The organism is Phenylobacterium sp. (genome assembly GCF_013911965.1).
Taxonomy (GTDB): Bacteria; Pseudomonadota; Alphaproteobacteria; order Caulobacterales; family Caulobacteraceae; genus Phenylobacterium.
Genome location: NZ_JACESE010000006.1, coordinates 14,277 through 32,216 on the forward strand (window position 1 = coordinate 14,277; position 17,940 = coordinate 32,216).

Annotated in this window: 15 protein-coding genes; 5 read left to right on the forward strand and 10 right to left on the reverse strand. The window is 69.8% G+C overall.

Annotated features, from left to right (window positions below):
* Window positions 1-42 precede the first annotated feature (42 nt).
* Window positions 43-2,178: a protein-disulfide reductase DsbD family protein gene (locus H2041_RS07625; RefSeq protein ID WP_367133184.1), complete on the reverse strand. Its 2,136-nt coding sequence runs from the start codon at window positions 2,176-2,178 to the stop codon at window positions 43-45.
* Window positions 2,179-2,331: 153 nt separating this feature from the next.
* On the opposite strand from H2041_RS07625, the gene H2041_RS07630 reads away from it, so the two are divergent.
* Window positions 2,332-2,724, forward strand: a complete 393-nt coding sequence (locus H2041_RS07630; protein ID WP_293411199.1) for an acyl dehydratase — start codon at window positions 2,332-2,334, stop codon at window positions 2,722-2,724.
* Between the two features lie 40 nt (window positions 2,725-2,764).
* On the opposite strand, the gene H2041_RS07635 is transcribed toward H2041_RS07630, so the two are convergent.
* Window positions 2,765-3,571 (reverse strand): SapC family protein, encoded by an 807-nt coding sequence (locus H2041_RS07635; protein ID WP_293411202.1) that lies wholly within the window; start codon window positions 3,569-3,571, stop codon window positions 2,765-2,767.
* 199 nt (window positions 3,572-3,770) lie between these two features.
* Here H2041_RS07635 and H2041_RS07640 point away from each other — a divergent pair, with 199 nt between their 5' ends.
* Both H2041_RS07640 and H2041_RS07645 read left to right on the forward strand, forming a co-directional pair.
* Window positions 3,771-4,658 carry a MaoC/PaaZ C-terminal domain-containing protein gene (locus H2041_RS07640; protein WP_293411205.1) on the forward strand — a complete coding sequence of 296 codons (888 nt, stop codon included), beginning with the start codon at window positions 3,771-3,773 and terminating at the stop codon, window positions 4,656-4,658.
* A gap of 57 nt (window positions 4,659-4,715) precedes the next feature.
* Complete coding sequence (locus H2041_RS07645; protein WP_293411207.1) at window positions 4,716-5,507, forward strand: phosphatase PAP2 family protein; 792 nt, start codon at window positions 4,716-4,718, stop codon at window positions 5,505-5,507.
* A gap of 77 nt (window positions 5,508-5,584) precedes the next feature.
* Here the strand turns inward: H2041_RS07645 and H2041_RS07650 are convergent, their stop codons facing one another.
* From H2041_RS07650 to H2041_RS07665, 4 genes are all read right to left on the reverse strand, one after another.
* Window positions 5,585-6,031 (reverse strand): GNAT family N-acetyltransferase, encoded by a 447-nt coding sequence (locus H2041_RS07650; protein WP_293411209.1) that lies wholly within the window; start codon window positions 6,029-6,031, stop codon window positions 5,585-5,587.
* A gap of 39 nt (window positions 6,032-6,070) precedes the next feature.
* Complete coding sequence (gene aguB / locus H2041_RS07655; RefSeq protein ID WP_293411211.1) at window positions 6,071-6,949, reverse strand: N-carbamoylputrescine amidase; 879 nt, start codon at window positions 6,947-6,949, stop codon at window positions 6,071-6,073.
* On the reverse strand, window positions 6,949-7,953 hold the full coding sequence (locus tag H2041_RS07660; protein ID WP_293411213.1) for an agmatine deiminase family protein: 1,005 nt from the start codon (window positions 7,951-7,953) through the stop codon (window positions 6,949-6,951). Before H2041_RS07660 ends, aguB begins: the two co-directional genes overlap by 1 nt.
* Before the next feature lie 180 nt (window positions 7,954-8,133).
* Window positions 8,134-11,427 carry a TonB-dependent receptor gene (locus tag H2041_RS07665; protein ID WP_293411215.1) on the reverse strand — a complete coding sequence of 1,098 codons (3,294 nt, stop codon included), beginning with the start codon at window positions 11,425-11,427 and terminating at the stop codon, window positions 8,134-8,136.
* A 216-nt stretch (window positions 11,428-11,643) separates the two neighbouring features.
* Here H2041_RS07665 and H2041_RS07670 point away from each other — a divergent pair, with 216 nt between their 5' ends.
* Window positions 11,644-13,179, forward strand: coding sequence for a glycosyltransferase family 39 protein (locus H2041_RS07670; RefSeq protein WP_293411217.1), 1,536 nt, complete (start codon window positions 11,644-11,646; stop codon window positions 13,177-13,179).
* On the opposite strand, the gene msrA is transcribed toward H2041_RS07670, so the two are convergent.
* The 3 genes from msrA to H2041_RS07685 all read right to left on the reverse strand — a co-directional run bounded on the left by msrA (window position 13,154) and on the right by H2041_RS07685 (window position 15,196).
* The gene (gene msrA, locus H2041_RS07675) at window positions 13,154-13,750 is read right to left on the reverse strand and encodes a peptide-methionine (S)-S-oxide reductase MsrA (protein WP_293411219.1); all 597 of its coding nucleotides are present in this window, start codon (window positions 13,748-13,750) and stop codon (window positions 13,154-13,156) included. The two genes, H2041_RS07670 and msrA, sit on opposite strands and share 26 nt — an antisense overlap.
* 67 nt (window positions 13,751-13,817) lie before the next feature.
* Window positions 13,818-14,462, reverse strand: a complete 645-nt coding sequence (locus tag H2041_RS07680; RefSeq protein ID WP_293411221.1) for a 3-oxoacid CoA-transferase subunit B — start codon at window positions 14,460-14,462, stop codon at window positions 13,818-13,820.
* Window positions 14,462-15,196 (reverse strand): CoA transferase subunit A, encoded by a 735-nt coding sequence (locus H2041_RS07685; protein WP_293411223.1) that lies wholly within the window; start codon window positions 15,194-15,196, stop codon window positions 14,462-14,464. The genes H2041_RS07680 and H2041_RS07685 overlap by 1 nt, the downstream gene beginning before the upstream one ends.
* A gap of 151 nt (window positions 15,197-15,347) precedes the next feature.
* Between H2041_RS07685 and H2041_RS07690 the strand changes: the two genes are divergently transcribed.
* The gene (locus H2041_RS07690; RefSeq protein WP_293411225.1) at window positions 15,348-17,228 is read left to right on the forward strand and encodes a monovalent cation:proton antiporter-2 (CPA2) family protein; all 1,881 of its coding nucleotides are present in this window, start codon (window positions 15,348-15,350) and stop codon (window positions 17,226-17,228) included.
* Here H2041_RS07690 and H2041_RS07695 read toward each other — a convergent pair.
* Window positions 17,216-17,890 carry an OmpA family protein gene (locus H2041_RS07695; RefSeq protein ID WP_293411227.1) on the reverse strand — a complete coding sequence of 225 codons (675 nt, stop codon included), beginning with the start codon at window positions 17,888-17,890 and terminating at the stop codon, window positions 17,216-17,218. The two genes, H2041_RS07690 and H2041_RS07695, sit on opposite strands and share 13 nt — an antisense overlap.
* Between the last annotated feature and the right edge of the window lie 50 nt (window positions 17,891-17,940).

Here is a 17,940-nt window from a genome sequence, read left to right on the forward strand (position 1 = left end):
TATCGTTGAGCACAGGCGCGGGGGTCACTCGGACATCGGGACTCAGCCGGCCGCGGCCTCCAGGGCGCGGATGACCACGCCTTCGGTCAGCAGCTGAGGCAGGACCTGGGGCTCGGAGCCCTTGGCGTCATAGACCAGATAGAGCGGCACGCCGGCGCGGCCATGGCGGGCGAGCTCGGCGGCGATCACCTCGTCCTTCCGCGTCCAGTCGCCTTTCAGATAGACCGCGCCGCTGTCGGCCAGGGCCTGGGCCACGCCCTGGCGGGCGAGCGCCACCTGCTCGTTGACCTGGCAGGTCACGCACCAGGCGGCGGTGAAGTTCACGAAGACCGGGGTGCCGGCGGCGCGCAGCTCGGCCAGGCGCTCGGGGCTGTAGGGCTCGTAGGGCAGCTCGGCCTCGGCGCTGGCCTGGCCTTGCGACGCCGGGGCGGGGCCGCCATAGGCGGGCAGCACGGCCCCCACGAGGGCGGCCGCCGCCAGGGCCGCGCCGAGGGCCCGAAGGCCCCCGCCGCGCTCGCGCCTCTGGGCGAGGCCGAAGATCCAGGCCGCCGCCGCCAGCACCACGGCGGCGGCGAGCAGACGGGCGAGCCCCATGGGCCCGGCCTGCAGGCTGAGCACCCAGAGGAGCCAGGCGGCTGCGCCATACATGGGGAAGGCGAGCGCCTTCTTCAGAACGTCCATCCACGGTCCGGGGCGAGGCAGGCGGGCGAGCAGGCCCGGCGCGAAGGCCACCGCCACGAAGGGCGCCGCAAAGCCAAGGCCGAGGGCGGCGAACACGGCCAGGGCCGCCGCCGGGGTCTGGGTGAGCGCCCAGCCCAGGGCGGGGGCCATGAAGGGCGCCGTGCAGGGCGCGGCCACCACCACGGCCAGGACGCCGGTGAAGAAGGCGCCGGCATAGCCGCCGCGGCTGGCGAAACCCGAGCCGACGCCCTGCAGGGACGTGCCGATCTCGAACACGCCGGACAGATTCATGGCCACGGCCAGCATCAGCAGGGCGAGCCCCGCCACCACCGCCGGCGACTGCAGCTGGAAGCCCCAGCCGACGGCGGCGCCCGCCGCCTGGGCGGCGATCAGCGCCCCGGCCAGCGCCAGGAACGTCACCAGCACCCCGCCGAGGAAGGCGATCCCCTGGCGGCGGGCGGCGGCCTGTTCGTGCGCATGGCCGGCGAGGCTGGCGGCCTTCATCGCCAGGATCGGGAAGACGCAGGGCATCAGGTTGAGGATCAGCCCGCCCAGTATGGCGAAGGCGATGGCGAGCGGCAGGCCGAGCCCCGCTCCGCCGCCCGCTGCGCCCGGGTCCGGCGCCGCGGCGGGCGGGGGGCCAAGACCGGCGGCGCCGGCCGGCGGCTCGCCGGGCATGGCCGTGATCTCGTAATAGGCCTCGCCCACCTTTAGCACGCCCGCCAGGCTCTGCGGCGGCTCCGGGGCCTGGAAGACGAAGCCGGGCGTGATGGAAAGCGTCAGGCCCTGCGACCCCCGCTCGATGGGCTGAGGCGCGGCATGGTCGATCATGCCGCCCTCGAACGGGAAGAAGTAGCTGTCGGCCTTGTCCGCCTCGGCGATCGCCGGACCGGTCACGGCCAGCTGCAGCACGCCGTCGGCCAGCCGGTAGGCGGCGGTCAGGTCCGCCGGCCGCGGCAGGGCCGCAAGCGCCTCGCCGATCGGGCCGGCCCAGCGTCCGGCGGGCTCGGCCGCCTGAGCCTGGACCGGCAGGGTCAGGGTCAGGTCGGCGTTCTCGGGAATGCAGATCTCTTCGCAGACCAGGAAGGTGGCGGCCGCCTTCAGCGTCACCGCCTGTCCCATCGCCGCGTCGGCCGGAGCCGTCAGCGTCATCGGCAGGAGCACTTCGCCCGAATAGCCGTAGTTCATCAGCGGCCCGGTGGGCTGACGGTGCGGCGGCGCCCAGGCGAAGTCTCCGACCTGCCAACCGGGGGGAGCGGACCATTCGATGCTGGTGGGCTCGCCGGAATCGCCGGCGTTGCGCCAGTAGGTGTGCCAGCCCTCGTCGATGTCCTGGCGCAGGGCGATATGGATGGTCTGGCCCGGCGCGATGGCGCGGGTCTCCGCCACCAGCTCGGCCATCAGGTGGCCGGTGTCGACCGGCGCGGCGACGGCGGACGGGACGCCGGTCATGCCCGCCAGGGCGGCGACAAGGAGACCGGCGAGGCTGCGCATCATGCTTGATCTCGAACCTGGTTATGCAAGCGGCTATATGGCCCCATCGGCGGCGCGCATGAAAGCATCCGCGATTCGCCGAGGCGCGACCGCCGCTGTCATCCTTTACGGAAGCACGGTCGCGATGGTTTCAGCCCCGCCGCGAGGAGTCCACCGATGCCCGCCCCCTTCGACGAGATCGAGATCGGCCAGGTCGTTCCCCTGGGCGCCGCAGCCGTCGATGCGCGGGCGCTGGAAGCCTTCATCGCCGCCTTCGCGCCGGGCTGGACGATCGAGCGGGGCGCGCCCGACGCCATGGTCTATGCGATCTGGACGCGGCTGGACGCCCAGGCGGTCGTCGGCTGGCCTCAGACCAAGCGGCTGGGCGTCGACGCCCTGCGCTGGGTCCGGAACCCGCCGCCGGGCGAGCTGCTGCGCGGGCGCATGACGGTGATGGGCAAGGATCCCGTCGGCGAGGGCAAGGGGATCGTCATCGCCCAGCACGACCTGCTGGACGAGGCGGGCCGGCTGGTCTTCTCCTGCCTGACCCGCAGCGTCTTCGCCCGCTGACGCCGGCCCCGCGGGGGGGCGGGCGTCGCGAGGCGCCGCCTCAGCTGTTGGCGGCGACCAGACCCTGCTGCTGGGCCTGGCGGAACATGGTGATCGCCACCAGCCGATCCCACTGCACCAGCGAGAAGAGGTGGGCGTAGATCTGGTCCAGCGCGCCCGACTGGCGCAGGTCGAGGAACTTGTCGGCCGGCAGTTCGCGCAGGCGCTCCGCCGAGACCCCGAAATAGTCGGCGATCTTCTGCGGCTCGCCGGGGGAGCCGTCCTCGTTGGTCGGGGTGTGGAAGGACTCCTTGGACTCGAACAGGTCGAGCGCCTTGAGCAGCTGCACGAAGCTCTCGGTCTTCTGACGCTCGGCCTCGTAGTTGTTGCAGAAGGTCAGGCAGTTGCGCGTGTACTCGGTGGGCTCGCCCTTGTCGTCGAAGAAGGCCATCTCCGGGTCCTTCTCGGCGAAGAACGGCGCGGCGCGGTCGACGCACAGGATCGACTGGCCCGCCTTGCGGTCGTTGGCGAAGACGAACGGATAGCGGCGCACATAGGCCGGCACGTAGACGCCGGCGTCGAACAGACCATTGTCGCCCAGGAAGATGTTCTGGTCGTGGTTCAGACCCATGACCATCAGCGGCGTCTTCTCTTCGCCCACGAAGATGATCGGAGCGGTGGCCGCGGCCGGCTGGAACTCGCTGACCGTCAGCGGCACCAGGTTGTGCTTGGCGGCGAAGGCGAAGGGCCCGTCGATCCGCTTCACGCCCATCCCCTTGTGCGTCGTGGGGTTCAGGGGCTCGGGCTTGGAGTAGAACAGGACGTTGCCGGTGATCTCGCCTTGGGCGGACGCGGGGGTCTCGGTCATCAGGAACCTTCGAGGACTTCTAGGGCCTCCGCCACGGCCGAAAAGGCCGGTGCGCAAGGCGATCGGGCGCTTCTAGCCGATCGCACCTGGAGCGGCAAATCCCCGGCGCGCGCTTGCGTCGCGACGCCTCTGCCGTTTCAATCCCGCGCCATAGAAGACCGTCCCGCACCAGGCGGGTTCGTGGAGGAACGATTTTCAGATGCCCATCTATTATCCCGACATTCTCGACCAGCGGACGCCGGCCCGCACCTTCACCTATGGGGACAAGGACGTGATGCTCTACGCGCTCGGCGTGGGCATGGGTCAGGACCCGATGAACGAGACGGAGCTGCCCTTCGTCTATGAAAAGAACCTCAAGGTCATTCCGACCGCGGCCACCGTCCTGGCGGCCGGCGCCCGGGCCTCGGCCAATGCCGGCCCGGCCCCGCAGATGCCCGAGGGCCACCGCCCCAGCCAGATCAACTTCCTGATGGTCGTCCATGGCGAGCAGAAGGTGGAGCTGCACAAGCCCCTGCCGACCAAGGGGACCTTCACCGTCGAGGGCCGCACGGTCGGCGCCTATGACAAGGGCAAGGACAAGGGCGCCGTCGTCATCAATGAATCGGTCTGGACCGACGAGAACGGCGAGAAGGTCGCCACCCTGACCTCCTCGACCTTCGCCCGCGGCGACGGCGGTTTCGGCGGCCCCTCCGAAGGGGCGCCCGAGCCGCACAAGGTGCCCGACCGGGCGCCGGACATGTCGGTGGATTTCACCACCCGCGAGGACCAGGCCCTGCTCTATCGCCTCAACGGCGACCGGAACCCCCTGCACTCCGATCCGGAATCGGCCAAGCGCTCGGGCTTCCCGCGGCCGATCCTTCACGGCCTGTGCACCTACGGCATCACCTGCCGCGCCATCCTGCAGGCGGTGACCGACTTCGATCCCGACCAGATCAAGAGCCACCAGGCGCGCTTCTCCGCCCCCGTCTTCCCGGGCGACACCATCACGGTGGACATCTGGAAGGACGGCAAGGAGATCAGTTTTGAGGCGCGCGTGAAGGAGCGCAACGCCACAGTGATCAAGAACGGGCTGACCGTCCTGCGTTAGGCCTCTCCCGGCTCCGGAACGGTTCCCCTGCGGGGGGAGCCGTTCTAGGAGGGTGGGATGATCCGTATACATCCCTATCTGGCGGCCCTGGCCGCCGCCGCCGGCCTCGCCGCCTGCGCCGCGTCCGGCGTCTCCCAGGTCGCCGCGCCGGCGGACGCCGAAGCGGCCAGCTTCGTCCCGCCCGAGATTGAGGGCTATCTCACCGCCGCCGACCTGGACGGCGCGGCCCTCATCGGCCCCCCGCCCGCGCCCGACAGCCCCCGCGGCCGCTCCGACGCCGCCCGTTTCGCCGAAACCCGGGCGCTGGAGGGGCGCGCGCGCTGGAAGAAGGCCGCGGCCGACGCCGACCTCTGGGGCGGCAAGGCGCTGAAAGGCTATGCCTGCGCCGCGGGCCTGGACGTCAATCCGAAGACCACGCCCGTCACCGTCCATATCCTGGAGCGGGTCGAGCAGGACGTGCGCACCATCGGCACGCCGGCCAAGGATCACTACGGCCGTCCCCGCCCGCTGATCGGCAACGATGCGCCCATCTGCGTCGCCCGCGCAGAGTGGATGAAGACCAACGCCTCCTATCCTTCGGGCCACGCCATGACGGGTTGGGCCTGGGCGCTGGTGCTGGCCGAACTGGCGCCGGCCAAGGCGAACGAACTGATGGCGGCGGGCAAGGAGATGGGAACCTCCCGCGTCATCTGCGGCGTCCACTATGAGAGCGACGTGGAAGCCGGCCGGGATCTCGCCGCGGCGATGGTGGCGCGCATGCACGCCGATGCGGAGTTCCGCGCCGACATGGAGAAGGCCCGCCGCGAGGTGGCCCGGCTTTCGGCGCCGCCCTCGGGCTGCGGGGGCTAAGGTGTCGCCACCCAGACCCAGGCCGGGCGGAAGGGATCTTCAGCCGGCACGTTGGGGTTCTCGAAGTCGAGATCCTCTCAGCGAGTCAGGCCCAGCCGCGTCATGACCGCCTGAGACTTCAGATTGTGCGGACTGGTATAGGCCCACACCTCGGGCAGTCCGAGACGGTGGAAGGCGTCGGCAAGGACGGCGGCGGCGGCCTCGGTGGCGTAGCCCTGCCCCCAGGCTTCAGGGATCAGCCGCCAGCCGATCTCCGGCGTGCCGGCGATGGGCTGGCTCTCATGGGCGGGCATGACCCCGCACCAGCCCAGCACCCGCCCGTCGGCGCGACGCTCGACGCAGAACCGGCCATAGCCGAGGCGATCAAAGGTCTCCTCGACCCGCGCCAGCCGCAGGTCGGCTTCCCCGGGGGTCAGCACGCCCCCCAGCCAGTCCATCACCTGCGGGTCGGCGCAGATGGCGTGGAAGGCTGGCCGGTCGTCTTCGCGCCACCGCCGCAGGATGAGCCGTTCGGTCTCGATCATGCGGAAAGCTTAGGCGGCGCGCGCACGCCGCGCCATGGCTCAGGCGGGACACGGCCCGGCGAGCGCCCCATAGAGGTCCGTCCGCCGGTCGCGGAAGAAGCCCCAGGCCGCGCGATGGGTGGCCAGGAAATCCAGGTCGAATTCGGCGGCCAGCACCCCTTCGTCGTCACGGCCGAACTCGGCCACCAGGTCGCCGCGGTGATCGGCGATGAAGGAGGAGCCGTAGAAGCGCTGGCCGCCGCCGGGATAGCCGTCCCAGGGCTCGAAGCCTGTGCGGTTGGCGCCGATCACGGGAATGACGTTGGAGACCGCGTGGCCCTGCATGGCCCGCCGCCAGGGGGCGGCGGTGTCCAGGGTCTCGTCATGCGGCTCCGAGCCGATGGCGGTGGGATAGAAGAGCGCTTCGGCCCCCATCAGGGCCATGGCGCGTGCGGCCTCCGGGTACCACTGGTCCCAGCAGATGCCGACGCCGATGCGCCCGAAGCGGGTGTCCCAGACGCGGAAGCCCGTGTCGCCAGGGCGGAAGTAGTACTTCTCCATATAGCCGGGGCCGTCCGGGATATGGCTCTTGCGATAGACGCCCATCAGCGAGCCGTCGGCGTCGACCATGACCAGGCTGTTGAAATAGTGCGGCCCTTCGCGCTCGAAGATCGAGATCGGCAGGACCACGCCCAGCTCGCCGGCCAGCGGCGCGAGCGCGGTGACGCAGGGATGCTCGCGCCAGGGATGGGCGGTGGCGAACCAGCGCTCCTCCTGGGCCACGCAGAAGTACGGTCCCTGGAACAGCTCCGAGGGCAGGATCACCTGGGCGCCGCCGTCGGCCGCCTGGCGGATGAAGTCGGCGGTCTTCCTGATGTTGGCGTCCAGGTCCATGCCGTAGCTGGTCTGGATGGCGGCGGTCTTCAGGATACGGGCCATCAGGCGGGCTCCTGCTGGGTGATGCAGTGGAAGGATCCGCCGCCGGTCAGGATGGCGGTGGACGGCAGGCCGATGACGGCGCGGTCGGGGAAGACGGTCCTGAGCGCCTCGATGGCCATCTCGCCCGGGCGCTCCTCGTAGATCGGCACGATCACCGCCTTGTTGGCGATGATGAAGTTCATGTGCGAGGCCGGCACATAGACGCCGTCCTCGTCCTCCACCCAGCCGGGCGAAGGGATGCGGACCACCTTCAGCGGCCGCCCCTGCGCATCGGTCATGGCGGCCAGCCGGCGGGCGGCGTCGTCATAGGCGTCGAGGTTCGGATCGCCGCGGCCGAAGCCCACCGGGCAGACCGCCACGCCGGGCGCGACGAAGCGGGCCAGATTGTCGACATGGCCGTCGGTGTGGTCGTTCTGCAGGCCCTCGCCCAGCCAGAGCGTCTTGCGCACGCCGAGCGCATTCGCCAGCGCCTCTTCGGCCAGGTCCCGGGTCCAGCCGGGATTGCGGTTGGCGTTCAGCAGGCACTGGCCCGTGGTCAGCACCGTGCCGAAGCCGTCGTGGTCCAGCGCCCCGCCCTCCAGAACGAAATCGTGGCGGACGAGCGGCGTCAGCGCATGGGCTGCGATCTGGCCGGCGACGGTGTCGTCGTGCTCCAGCTCGTACTTGCCGCCCCAGCCGTTGAAGCGGAAGGCCCGCGCAGACAGCGTTTCGCCCTCCTTGGCGAAGATCGGTCCTGTGTCGCGCAGCCAGATGTCGCCGAAGGCGCCGGGCACGATCTCCACGCCCTCGGCCCCGTCCAGCAGGCGCCGCGCGACGGCCTCGCCCTCGGGGCTGCCGGTCAGGAGGCGCACGCGTTCGCCGCCGGGTCCGCCCAGGGCGCGGGCGAGCGCGGCCACCTCGGCCTCGGCCGCGGGCAGGTCGTCCTCCCAGAGGTCTTCGTGGCTCGGAAAGCCCAGCCACATGGCGCGGTGCGGCGCCCATTCGGCAGGAACGACAAGGCTCATGGAAGCTCCCCTCCGGTTCGGCCCCGCGGCGGGCGGGCGCGGCCCCTGTAGCACAGGAGGCGCGCAGATGGGCGCACAGGGGGGCTGCGTCAAGCGCCGCCGCCCTGCGACCCTTCGCCCAAACGAAAAGGGGCGGCCGCAAGGCCGCCCCTCCCGTTCGTTCGGACAGCGTCGTCCGGCTTAGAAGCGGTACTTCACGCCGAACTTGATCCGCCACAGCGAGCTTTCCGGCACCACGAACGGATCGATCGCGGTGGGGCTGCCCGAGTAGAGGTAGGTGGCGTTCGGCGCGCCGCAGTTGACGGCCGTGGTCGTGCCCGCGGCGACGCAGGAGACCGTGGCGACCGGCACCGAACGGTGGAAGTCGTACTGTTCGAGTTTGCCCCACTCGTCGTTGAGCAGGTTCCCGAGGTTTTCGACGTCCATATAGACCTGCAGCTTGGCGCCGCCCGGGAAGAAGGCCGGGAGCTCCTGGCTGATACGCAGGTCGACCGTGGTCACGTCCGGCGTGTTGAACGCGTTCCGCGGGGCGATGCCGCCGGCATAGGCCGACAGACCGCTCGACTTCACGAAGGCATCGAAGGCGCCGACGTCGAAGCCCGGCGCATAGCGCACGATCGGGTCGCTGGTCGCGGTGATCGAACCGCCGGCCATTTGCGGCACGTAGAACAGGGCGTTCGACGTCGCCTGACGGCCCGAATAGGAGGACACGTTGTAACCGAAGTCGTTATCGAAGCTGCCGGACCGGCTGCCCGCAAAGGTGTAGCTGAACGGCAGGCCCGTGCGGTTCTCGGCGAACACCTGGATCGAGGTCTCGTTGTCACCGAAGAAGGCGCGGCTATAGCCGAAGTTCATCGTCCAGCGCTCGGCCACCTCGTAGTCGGAGGTTTCCGCGGGCGGGTTCTGCGGGTTGGCGGTGCCGTACCGGGTATAGCTCGACTGAGCGATCGAGCTGGTCATCGGGTTGGCGTCTTCGGCGTCGGTATGGGTGTAGCCGAGGCTGAAGTTCAGACCGTCCCAGACACCTTCACGCCAGGCCTTGTCGACCACCAGGGCGATCGATTCCGAGCTGCCCTTCTTGGTGTTGGTCAGCAGGAAGTCGTTCTCGTTGCCGGCGGTCGCGCCCATGGTCGACTGCGAGAACACCGGACGGCCATCGGGGGCCACGCCGGTCTGGACCGAGCGCAAATTGTACCAGAGCAGGGCGTTCTCGTTGACGGACTTCAGGTAAGCCGCGGTGAAGCGCCAGTTGTCGCCGAAGCGGCCGAAGTCCGCATTGTAGACGGCCGTCAGATTGCCCTTCCAGGCGGTCGGGATCTTCAGCGCCGGGTCGATGGCGTTCACATTGCCCGCGCGCGGCGTGAAGGTGCAGCCGGCCGGCGCCTTCGTCAGATCGACGTTGGTGAAGGGCGCGGCGGGGCAGATGGCGTTGGTCTGGTTGACCCCGTTGTTGGCGAACGGGTTGGAGATCCAGACGTTCAGGCCGGTCGAGGAGAAGCGGCCGATGCCGCCCGAAAGGGTCAGGTTGCTGGTGGCGTCCCAGTTGAAGGAGACGCGCGGCAGGACCACGCTCTTGCCGTCCAGGTTCGCCGTATTCGTGAAGCCGTGGCGCGAGAAGAAGGCCGCGTTCTCGTTCGGCTGGTCATCCATGTCGTACCAGTCGTAGCGGACGCCCGCGGTGATATCGAACACCGGGGTGACCTGCAGACGGTCTTCGGCATAGAGGCTCGACAGGCGATAATCGAAGTTCGCCGCGCCGAGACGCGCCGTGCCCAGGGTCGCCGGGACGGTGCCCGCCGTCGGATCGACCCCCCCCGTCAGGCTGAAGCCGGCCGCGCGCCGCGCCAGGAAGTCGGCGTAGCTGTTGAAGGTCCAGGTGCCGAGGGAGTTCGACACGAAGACGTTCAGGATGTCGTTGGTTTCCGTGCGGAAGCCGAACAGGGCGTCATGGTCGCCGTAGCTGTAGCGGCCGATGGCCTCGAACGTGTCGGTCTTCACGTTGAGATAGTTGTCGTGCCGGAAGGTGTCGGCGCCGAAGCGGATCTGCGGCGTGCCGGAGCCGGCGGAGACGCCCGGAAGGTCGGCGACGTTCACTTCCACCTGACCGACGCTCAGCCCGCTGAGCGGGATCTGGGTGGTCTCGGTTTCCTTGCTGGAGTAGCGCACCTCGGTCGAGAAGGCGTCGGTCCAGTCGGAATTGAGCTGAACGGTGTAGGTCGTGAGCTCTTCGGTCTTGTTGTACTGGTTCGACTCCAGGCCCACGCGAGGCTGGGTGGTCGAGTTGCCGTTGGCGAAGACCGAACCGACGGAGCCGTTCAGCGAGTTGCCGACGGTGTTCTGATAGATGAACGACGCGCGGTGGTCGTCGGTGATGTTCCAGTCCAGCTTGCCGAGCCACTTCTCGTCTTCGACCGGGAAGGCGCCGCTGAGGTAGGAGCCCGGATCGTAGCCGTAGATGCGCTGCGTCGCTTCTCGGAAGGTCTCGACCGCGGTCGCGCTGATGCGCGGGATCTCAACGGCGGCGCCGGAGCCGACGGGACCGGTGTCGAAGCCGAGCTGGCCATCGAACTTTTCGTACGAGCCAAAGAAGAACAGACGGTCGCGGATGATCGGGCCGCCGAGCGTGGCGCCCCAGGTCTTCTCCTCGAAGACGCTGCTGTAGTCGACGCCGTCTACGGTGTCGCCGCGCAGGCTGTCGTCGCTGTACTCGTAGAAGAGCGAGCCCGAGAAGCTGTTGCCGCCCGACTTGGTGACCGCGTTGATCTGGCCGCCCAGGAAGCCATTGTTGATCACGCTATAGGGCGCCGAGGAGACGTTCACCGCTTCGATCGCGTCGAGCGAGATCGGCGAACGCTGGGTCGGGTAGCCGTTGTTGTTCAGACCGAAATCGTCGTTCTGGCGGATGCCGTTGACGGTCAGCTGGTTGAACCGGGTGTTCACGCCGCCGAAAGAGATCGCGTCCGAATTGGTCGGGTCGATCGTGGCGAACGGGTCGAGGCGGGCCACGTCCTTGAGGTCGCGGCTGATCGACGGCAGGGAGGCGATGTCGCCGGCCGTGAAGTTCGACGACGGACCGCCCTGGGCCGGGGCGGCGGCCGCGGCGGTGACAACCAGCTCGGCCACCTCGGCCTCACCAGCGGCGCCCAGGCGGACATCGACCACGGCGGCGTCGCCGACGCCCACCGCTTGCAGGGTCGTGGCCCCGGCGCCGAACTGCGGCGCACTGGCGGTGATGCGGTAGGGGCCGCCGACGCGCAGGCCGCGCGCGGAGTAGATGCCGTCCGCGCCCGTCATCGTGGTGGTCGCACCGCCCGTCGGGACGTGGGTGATCGTCACGGTCGCGCCGGCGACCGGAGCGCCCGCGCCATCGACGATCTGGCCGCGGATCGCCGCGGTGGTTTCCTGCGCGTAGACCGCGCTGCCCATGGCGCAGACGAGCGCCGTGAGAGCCGCGCCGCCGGCGAGCCTCTTCATGGAAGTCATTGTGAGATTCCCCTCTCCATCGAGAACCGGAGCGGGCATACGCACAGGCGCTCCGAGTCCGGCGCTCTATACCGTCAACTCTCCCGTTTGTTGGTGATGGATTTGTGACGCAGGCCGCCTGTTGTCACGGCGCCACAGTGACGGGCGCCGCGGCCTTTACATCGCCCTCCGGGCGAGCAACGGTCCGCGCGCTTTTGGAGCCCAAGCTTGTCGCAGACCGCCGATCCCGCCCGCGCCGCCTGGCGCGCCGCCCTGGCCATCACGCTCGCCCTGACGGTCGTGCGCCTGGTGGCGCTCTTCGTCACGCCGCTCGAGCTCTACCCCGACGAAGCCCAGTACTGGCTGTGGTCGAGGACGCTGGATTTCGGTTATTTTTCAAAGCCTCCCATGGTCGCCTGGGGCATCTGGGCGACCACTGCGCTGGGGGGTGATTCCGAGCCCTTCGTGCGGCTTTCGGCGCCTCTGTTCCAGGCCGCGGCGGCCCTCTTCGTCTTCCTGATCGGCCGCCGGCTGTACGGTCCGCAGACGGGGCTGGCGGCCTGCGCCCTCTATCTGCTGACGCCCGGCGTGCAGCTCTCGGCGGCGGTGGTGGCCACCGACGCGGCGCTGCTCTGCTTCCTCTCCGGGGCCCTGGCCGCCTACGTTTTCCTTCCGCAGACGGACGGATCGCGACGCTTGGTCGCGGCCGCCGGGGCGGGCGCCCTGCTCGGCCTCGCCTTTCTCTCGAAATATGCCGCCGTGTACGCCCTGATCGGGGTGGCCCTGCACCTCGTCGCCGATCGCGAGGCGCGGAAGGTCTGGTCGCCGCCGACCGTCGCGGCGGCCCTGGGCGCCCTGCTGCTCGTGCTGGCCCCGAACCTCGTCTGGAACGCCGCCCACGGCTTCTCCACGGTCCAGCACACCGCGGCCAACGCCAACTGGGCGGCGGCGGAGCTCTTCAATCCCGGCGAACTCCTCGACTATCTCGCCTCGCAGTTCGGCGTCTTCGGGCCCATCCCCTTCGCCGTCCTGGCCGGAGGCGGCGTCGTGATGGCGCTGCGCCGCCGACTGACGCGGCAGGACCTGCTGCTGCTGTGCTTCGCCGCCCCGCCGATGATCATCGTCGCGGTCCAGGCCCTGATCAGCCGGGCCAACGCCAACTGGGCGGCGGCCGGCTATGCCGCCGGCGTCGTGCTGGTCGCCGCCTGGCTGCTGCGCTGGCGCGCGCGCGGCTGGTTCATCGGGGCGCTGGCGACGCAAGGGGTCGTCGCAGCCCTCTTCCTGGCCTTCGTGCTCTCGCCGGAGCTCGCCGACCGCATGGGCATGGCCAACGCCTTCAAGCGCGCCAAGGGCTGGTCGCAGCTGACCGAGGCCCTGACCGACCGGGCCATGCACGACCTGTCGCTGGACGCCGTCGCCGTCGACGACCGCTTCATGTTCAACGCCGCGGCCTATTACGGGCGGGACTATTTCGCCCGGCCGGACGCCGCGCCGCTGCGCATGTGGGTGCGCACCGCCCATCCACAGAACCAGGCCGAGGTCGAGGCGCCGCTCGCAGGGACCGAGGGCGGGCGGGTCCTGGCCATCAGCGTGGAGCCCGACTTCACCCCCGAGATGAAGGCCGACTTCCGCAGCGTGTCGGACACCGAGATCGTCAATGTCCGGCTGGACAGCGAACGCAGCCGCCGGGCGGAGCTGTTCCTGGCCGAGGGCTACGAGCGCCGGCCGCGCGATCCGCTCACCGGCCTCCCCACACCGCCTTGAGGGCCCGCTCGCGGCCGCAGCCGATCTTGTAGGCCTGATAGCGTCCGGGGTTCTTCTCGGCGAAGTCCTGGTGGCCGGCCTCGGCCAGCCAGAACTTCGCCGCCGGGCGGATCTCGGTGGCCACCGGCTTGCCGAGCGTCCTCGCCACCTGCGCCCTGACCTTCTCGGCCGCGGCGCGCTGCTGCGCGCCTTCGACGAAGACGGCGGTGCGATAGGAGGGCCCCTGATCGCAGAACTGGCCGTTCGGATCGGTCGGGTCGATGTGGCGGAAGAAGGCCTCGGTCAGCTTTTCGTAGCTGATCTTCGCCGGGTCATAGGTGACCTTTGCGGCCTCCAGGTGGCCCGCATGGTTGCGATAGGTGGGATTGGCCTTGGTCCCGCCGGTATAGCCGACGACCACGTCGCGGACGCCCGGGACCTTCTCCAGGTCGTTTTCGGTGGACCAGAAGCAGCCGCCGGCGAACACGGCGGTCGCGGTTCCGGCCTGGGCGGGCGCCGCCCCCGGCGCCGCCGAGGCGGCGGCCAGGGCCAGCGGCGCGAGCACCATGGCGGCGAGGCTGTGGGTCTTCATCACGGCGTCCTTTCGCTTGCGCGGCGCAAGCCCCCGGGGAGGACCTACGCGCCACGCCCTGGAAAGGTTACGCGCCGGCGGCCTCGAAGGACGCCTCGGTCTTGGCGCGGACCTCGTCCAGCGCGACGCCGGGGGCCAGTTCCAGGAGACGCAGCGGCGTACGCCCGCGGTTCACCTCGAAGATCGCCAGGTCGGTGATCAGCAGGTCCACCACGCCCTGGCCGGTCAGAGGCAGGGTGCAGGCGTCCTTCAGCTTCGGGGCGCCGGACTTCTCCACATGCTCCATGACCACGACCACGCGCTTGACGCCGGCCACCAGGTCCATGGCGCCGCCCATGCCCTTCACCATCTTGCCCGGCACCATCCAGTTGGCGAGGTCGCCATTGGCGGCCACCTGCATGGCGCCCAGGATGGAGAGGTCGATATGGCCGCCGCGGATCATGGCGAAGGAGTCGGCCGAGGAGAAGAAGGCCGAGGTCGGCAGGGCCGTGATGGTCTGCTTGCCGGCGTTGATGAGGTCGGGATCCTCCTCCCCCTCGAAGGGGAAGGGTCCCATGCCCAGCATGCCGTTCTCGCTCTGCAGGGTCACCTCGACGCCCGGCGGGATGTAGTTGGCCACCAGCGTCGGAATGCCGATGCCCAGGTTCACGTAGAAGCCGTCCTTGAGCTCGCGCGCGGCGCGCTCGGCCATCTGTTCGCGGGTCCAGGCCATCAGACTTCCTCCCCCGCCGCGGCGCCTTCCGGCGCGCGGGCGCGCGTGGTGACGCGTTCGATACGCTTCTCGAAGGCGGTCCCTTCGAAGATCCGGTCCACATAGATGCCGGCGGTGTGGATGTGGTCGGGATCGATGGCGCCCGGCTCCACCAGGCGCTCCACCTCGACCACCGTGGCCTTGCCGGCCGTGGCCATCATCGGGTTGAAGTTCCGGGCGGTCTTGCGGAAGACGAGGTTGCCGGCCGTATCGCCGATGTCGGCCTTCACGATCGACAGGTCGGCCGTGAGGCCCCGCTCCATGACGTAGAGCTCGCCGTCGAACTCCCGCACCTCCTTGCCCTCGGCCACCAGAGTGCCGACGCCGGTCTTGGTGAAGAAGGCCGGAATGCCTGCGCCGCCGGCGCGGATGCGCTCGGCGAGCGTGCCCTGCGGATTGAACTCCAGCTCCAGCTCGCCGGAGAGATAGAGCTGCTCGAACAGCTTGTTCTCGCCCACATAGGAGCTGATCATCTTCCTGATCTGGCGGTTCTCCAGCAGGATGCCGAGGCCGAAGCCGTCGACGCCGCAATTGTTGGAGATGACGGTGAGATCCTTCACCCCATGCGCGCGGATCGCCGCGATCAGGTGTTCGGGAATGCCGCACAGGCCGAAGCCGCCGGCCATGATGGTCATGCCGTCGAAAAGCAGGTCTTCCAGCGCTTCGGCGGCGTCTTTGCGAACCTTGTTTGCCATACCCATTTCCTTACGCCGCGGGGCGGGTTTTGAAAATCTCTACGCTCGGTGAATTTTTTCCAACTCATTCCGCGGGCCTGATCGGCGCGCGCCCGCCACACAGTGACGTCCGCGCGCCCGCAGGCGTCCGCCCCGCCACAGGAGAATGCACATGGACGGCCAGTCGCTGCTGATTCAGGCCCTGGTCTATCTGGCGGCCGGCGTCATCTCCGTTCCGATCGCCAAGCGGCTCGGCCTGGGGTCGGTGCTCGGCTACCTGATCGCCGGCGCTCTGATCGGGCCCTTTGTCCTCGACCTGGTGGGCGAGGCGGCCGACGTCATGGTCTTCGCCGAGTTCGGCGTCGTCATCATGCTCTTCCTGATCGGGCTGGAGGTGCGGCCGGCGCTGCTGTGGCGCATGCGGACGGCCATCTTCGGCCTGGGTCTCGCCCAGCTTCTCCTCACCGCCGCGGCCATCGGGGGCGTCGCCTTCGCCTTCGGCCTCGATCCGCGCATGGCGCTCGCCATCGGCCTTGTGCTGGCGCTCTCCTCCACCGCCATCGTCCTTCAGAGCCTGGAGGAGCGCGGCCTGCGGCGCGGGGCGGCGGGCGAAGGCGCCTTCGGCGTCCTGCTGCTGCAGGACCTGGCCGTCATCCCGATGTTCGCCTTCCTGCCCCTGCTGGCCAGCCTGCCGCCGGGCGAGGGCGGCGGACATCACGCGGTCAGCCTGGTGGGCGGCCTGCCGGCCTGGGCCCAGGCGCTGGCGAGCCTGGCGGCCATCTCGGCCGTGGTGTTCGGCGGGCGCTATCTCGTGCGGCCGATCTTCCGCTTCATCGCCGAGGCCCGGCTGCGCGAGATCTTCACCGCCTTCGCCCTGCTGCTGGTGGTGGCGGTGGCGGCGCTGATGCAGATGGTCGGCCTGTCGCCGGCCCTGGGGGCCTTCCTGGCCGGCGTCGTCCTGGCCGAGAGCGAGTTCCGGCGCGAGCTCGAGACCGACATCGAGCCCTTCCGCGGCCTGCTGCTCGGCCTCTTCTTCATCACGGTGGGGGCGGGCGTGAACTTCGCCGTCATCCTGGAGCGCCCCCTCCTTCTGGTCGGCCTGGTGCTCGGTCTCATGGTCCTGAAGGCGGCGCTGATGTTCGGGGTCGCGCGCGCCTTCCGCATCGGTCCGCGGGATTCGGCGACGACGGCCGTGGCCCTGGCCCAGGGCGGGGAGTTCGCCTTCGTCCTGCTTGGCCTGACGGTCGGCTCCGGCGTGCTGGAGCCGGAGATCGCCGAGCTGCTGACGGCGGTCGTCGCCGTGTCCATGGCGCTGACGCCGGTGGCGCTCGCCCTCCACGAACGCTTCGTCCTCGCCGGCGCCGGACGGCCGGAGGAGGAGCCGCAGGACGATCCGTTCGACGACGGCGCGCCCGATGTGATCCTGGCCGGGTTCGGGCGCTTTGGGCAGGTGGTCGAGCGGATGCTGACCAGCAACAATTTCAAGGTGGTGACCCTGGATTCCAGCATCACCCAGATCGACATGCTGCGACGGTTCGGCCGCGAGGTTCACTATGGCGACGCCGGCCGGCTCGACCTGCTGCGCACAGCGGGCGCCGAAAAGGCCAAGGTTCTCGTGGTGGCCATCGACGATCCGGACCGGGCCATCGATCTCGTCCGCGACGCGCGCGAGGCCTTTCCGCACCTGACGGTGGTCGCCCGCGCCTGGGACCGGCCGCACGCCTACCAGCTCCTGAAGGCCGGGGCGCACGGGGTGGAGCGCGAGACCTTCGAGGCCGGGGTGTCGGTCGGCCGGTCGGTTCTGGAGAAGCTCGGCTTCAGCGACCGGCGCGCGACCCGCGCGGCCGGCGTCTTCCGCCGGCACGACAACATCCTCTTCAAGAAGCTGATGCCGATGGCCGATCAGGAGGAGCGCTATATCCTCGCCGCCCGGGAATCGCGGGAGACCATGGAGCGCCTGCTGCGGTCGGAAATGGCTCTGGCCGGCCAGGAGGAGGACGCGGCCGAAGCGGACGCCGCCGCCCCGACCCCGCGCGAGCGTCAGCCCGTATAGGGCCGCAGGATGATCTCCACCCGACGGTTCTCGGCCCGCCCCTCGGCCGTCTCGTTCGAGGCGACCGGCTGGCTCTCGCCGCGGCCGGCCACGTAGAGGCGGTCGGGCAGCACGCCGCCGCGGCTGACCAGATAGTTGGCCACCGAACCGGCGCGGCGTTCGGAGAGCGCCTGGTTGTAGCTGTCCGAGCCGGTGGAGTCGGCGTGGCCGATCACGTCCACCAGGGTCTGCGGATAGGCGTTCAGCGTCCGCGAGACGTCGTCGAGCACGGGATAGAAGCGCGGCTGGATGTCGGCCTGGTCGACGGCGAAGGTCACGTCGCTCGGCATGTTCAGGATGATGTTGTCGCCCTGACGGGTGACGTCCACGCCGGTGCCGGCGAGCTGGCGGCGCAGCTCGGCCTGCTGGCGGTCCATGTAGTTGCCGGCGGCGGCGCCGGCGAGCGCGCCGATGCCCGCGCCGATGAGGGCGTTCTTGCGGCCTTCGGAGCTCTTGTTGGTGTTGGTCAGGTAGCCGAGCGCGGCCCCGCCGAGCGCGCCGGCCAGGGCCCCGGTGCCGGTGTTGTTGCGGACCGTCTGGCCGGTATAGGGATCGACGGTGGTGCAGGCGGCGAGGGCGAAGGCGCCCGCCAGGCTCGCCGAGACCGCGGTCAGATGACGCATGACGCTTCTCCGTTGTTGATGTCGCTCAAGGCAACGCTAGGCCAATCTTC

What these genes read in the sequence shown, in the direction of transcription:
- msrA (WP_293411219.1), bottom strand. Translation starts at nt 13,750, where the DNA reads ATGAAGACCCACAGCCTCGCCGCCATGGTGCTCGCGCCGCTGGCCCTG.
- H2041_RS07635 (WP_293411202.1), bottom strand. Translation starts at nt 3,571, where the DNA reads ATGACCGAGACCCCCGCGTCCGCCCAAGGCGAGATCACCGGCAACGTC.
- H2041_RS07695 (WP_293411227.1), bottom strand. Translation starts at nt 17,890, where the DNA reads ATGCGTCATCTGACCGCGGTCTCGGCGAGCCTGGCGGGCGCCTTCGCC.
- H2041_RS07625 (WP_367133184.1), bottom strand. Translation starts at nt 2,178, where the DNA reads ATGATGCGCAGCCTCGCCGGTCTCCTTGTCGCCGCCCTGGCGGGCATG.
- H2041_RS07685 (WP_293411223.1), bottom strand. Translation starts at nt 15,196, where the DNA reads ATGGCAAACAAGGTTCGCAAAGACGCCGCCGAAGCGCTGGAAGACCTG.
- H2041_RS07690 (WP_293411225.1), top strand. Translation starts at nt 15,348, where the DNA reads ATGGACGGCCAGTCGCTGCTGATTCAGGCCCTGGTCTATCTGGCGGCC.
- H2041_RS07645 (WP_293411207.1), top strand. Translation starts at nt 4,716, where the DNA reads ATGATCCGTATACATCCCTATCTGGCGGCCCTGGCCGCCGCCGCCGGC.
- H2041_RS07680 (WP_293411221.1), bottom strand. Translation starts at nt 14,462, where the DNA reads ATGGCCTGGACCCGCGAACAGATGGCCGAGCGCGCCGCGCGCGAGCTC.
- H2041_RS07650 (WP_293411209.1), bottom strand. Translation starts at nt 6,031, where the DNA reads ATGATCGAGACCGAACGGCTCATCCTGCGGCGGTGGCGCGAAGACGAC.
- aguB (WP_293411211.1), bottom strand. Translation starts at nt 6,949, where the DNA reads ATGGCCCGTATCCTGAAGACCGCCGCCATCCAGACCAGCTACGGCATG.
- H2041_RS07640 (WP_293411205.1), top strand. Translation starts at nt 3,771, where the DNA reads ATGCCCATCTATTATCCCGACATTCTCGACCAGCGGACGCCGGCCCGC.
- H2041_RS07660 (WP_293411213.1), bottom strand. Translation starts at nt 7,953, where the DNA reads ATGAGCCTTGTCGTTCCTGCCGAATGGGCGCCGCACCGCGCCATGTGG.
- H2041_RS07665 (WP_293411215.1), bottom strand. Translation starts at nt 11,427, where the DNA reads ATGAAGAGGCTCGCCGGCGGCGCGGCTCTCACGGCGCTCGTCTGCGCC.
- H2041_RS07630 (WP_293411199.1), top strand. Translation starts at nt 2,332, where the DNA reads ATGCCCGCCCCCTTCGACGAGATCGAGATCGGCCAGGTCGTTCCCCTG.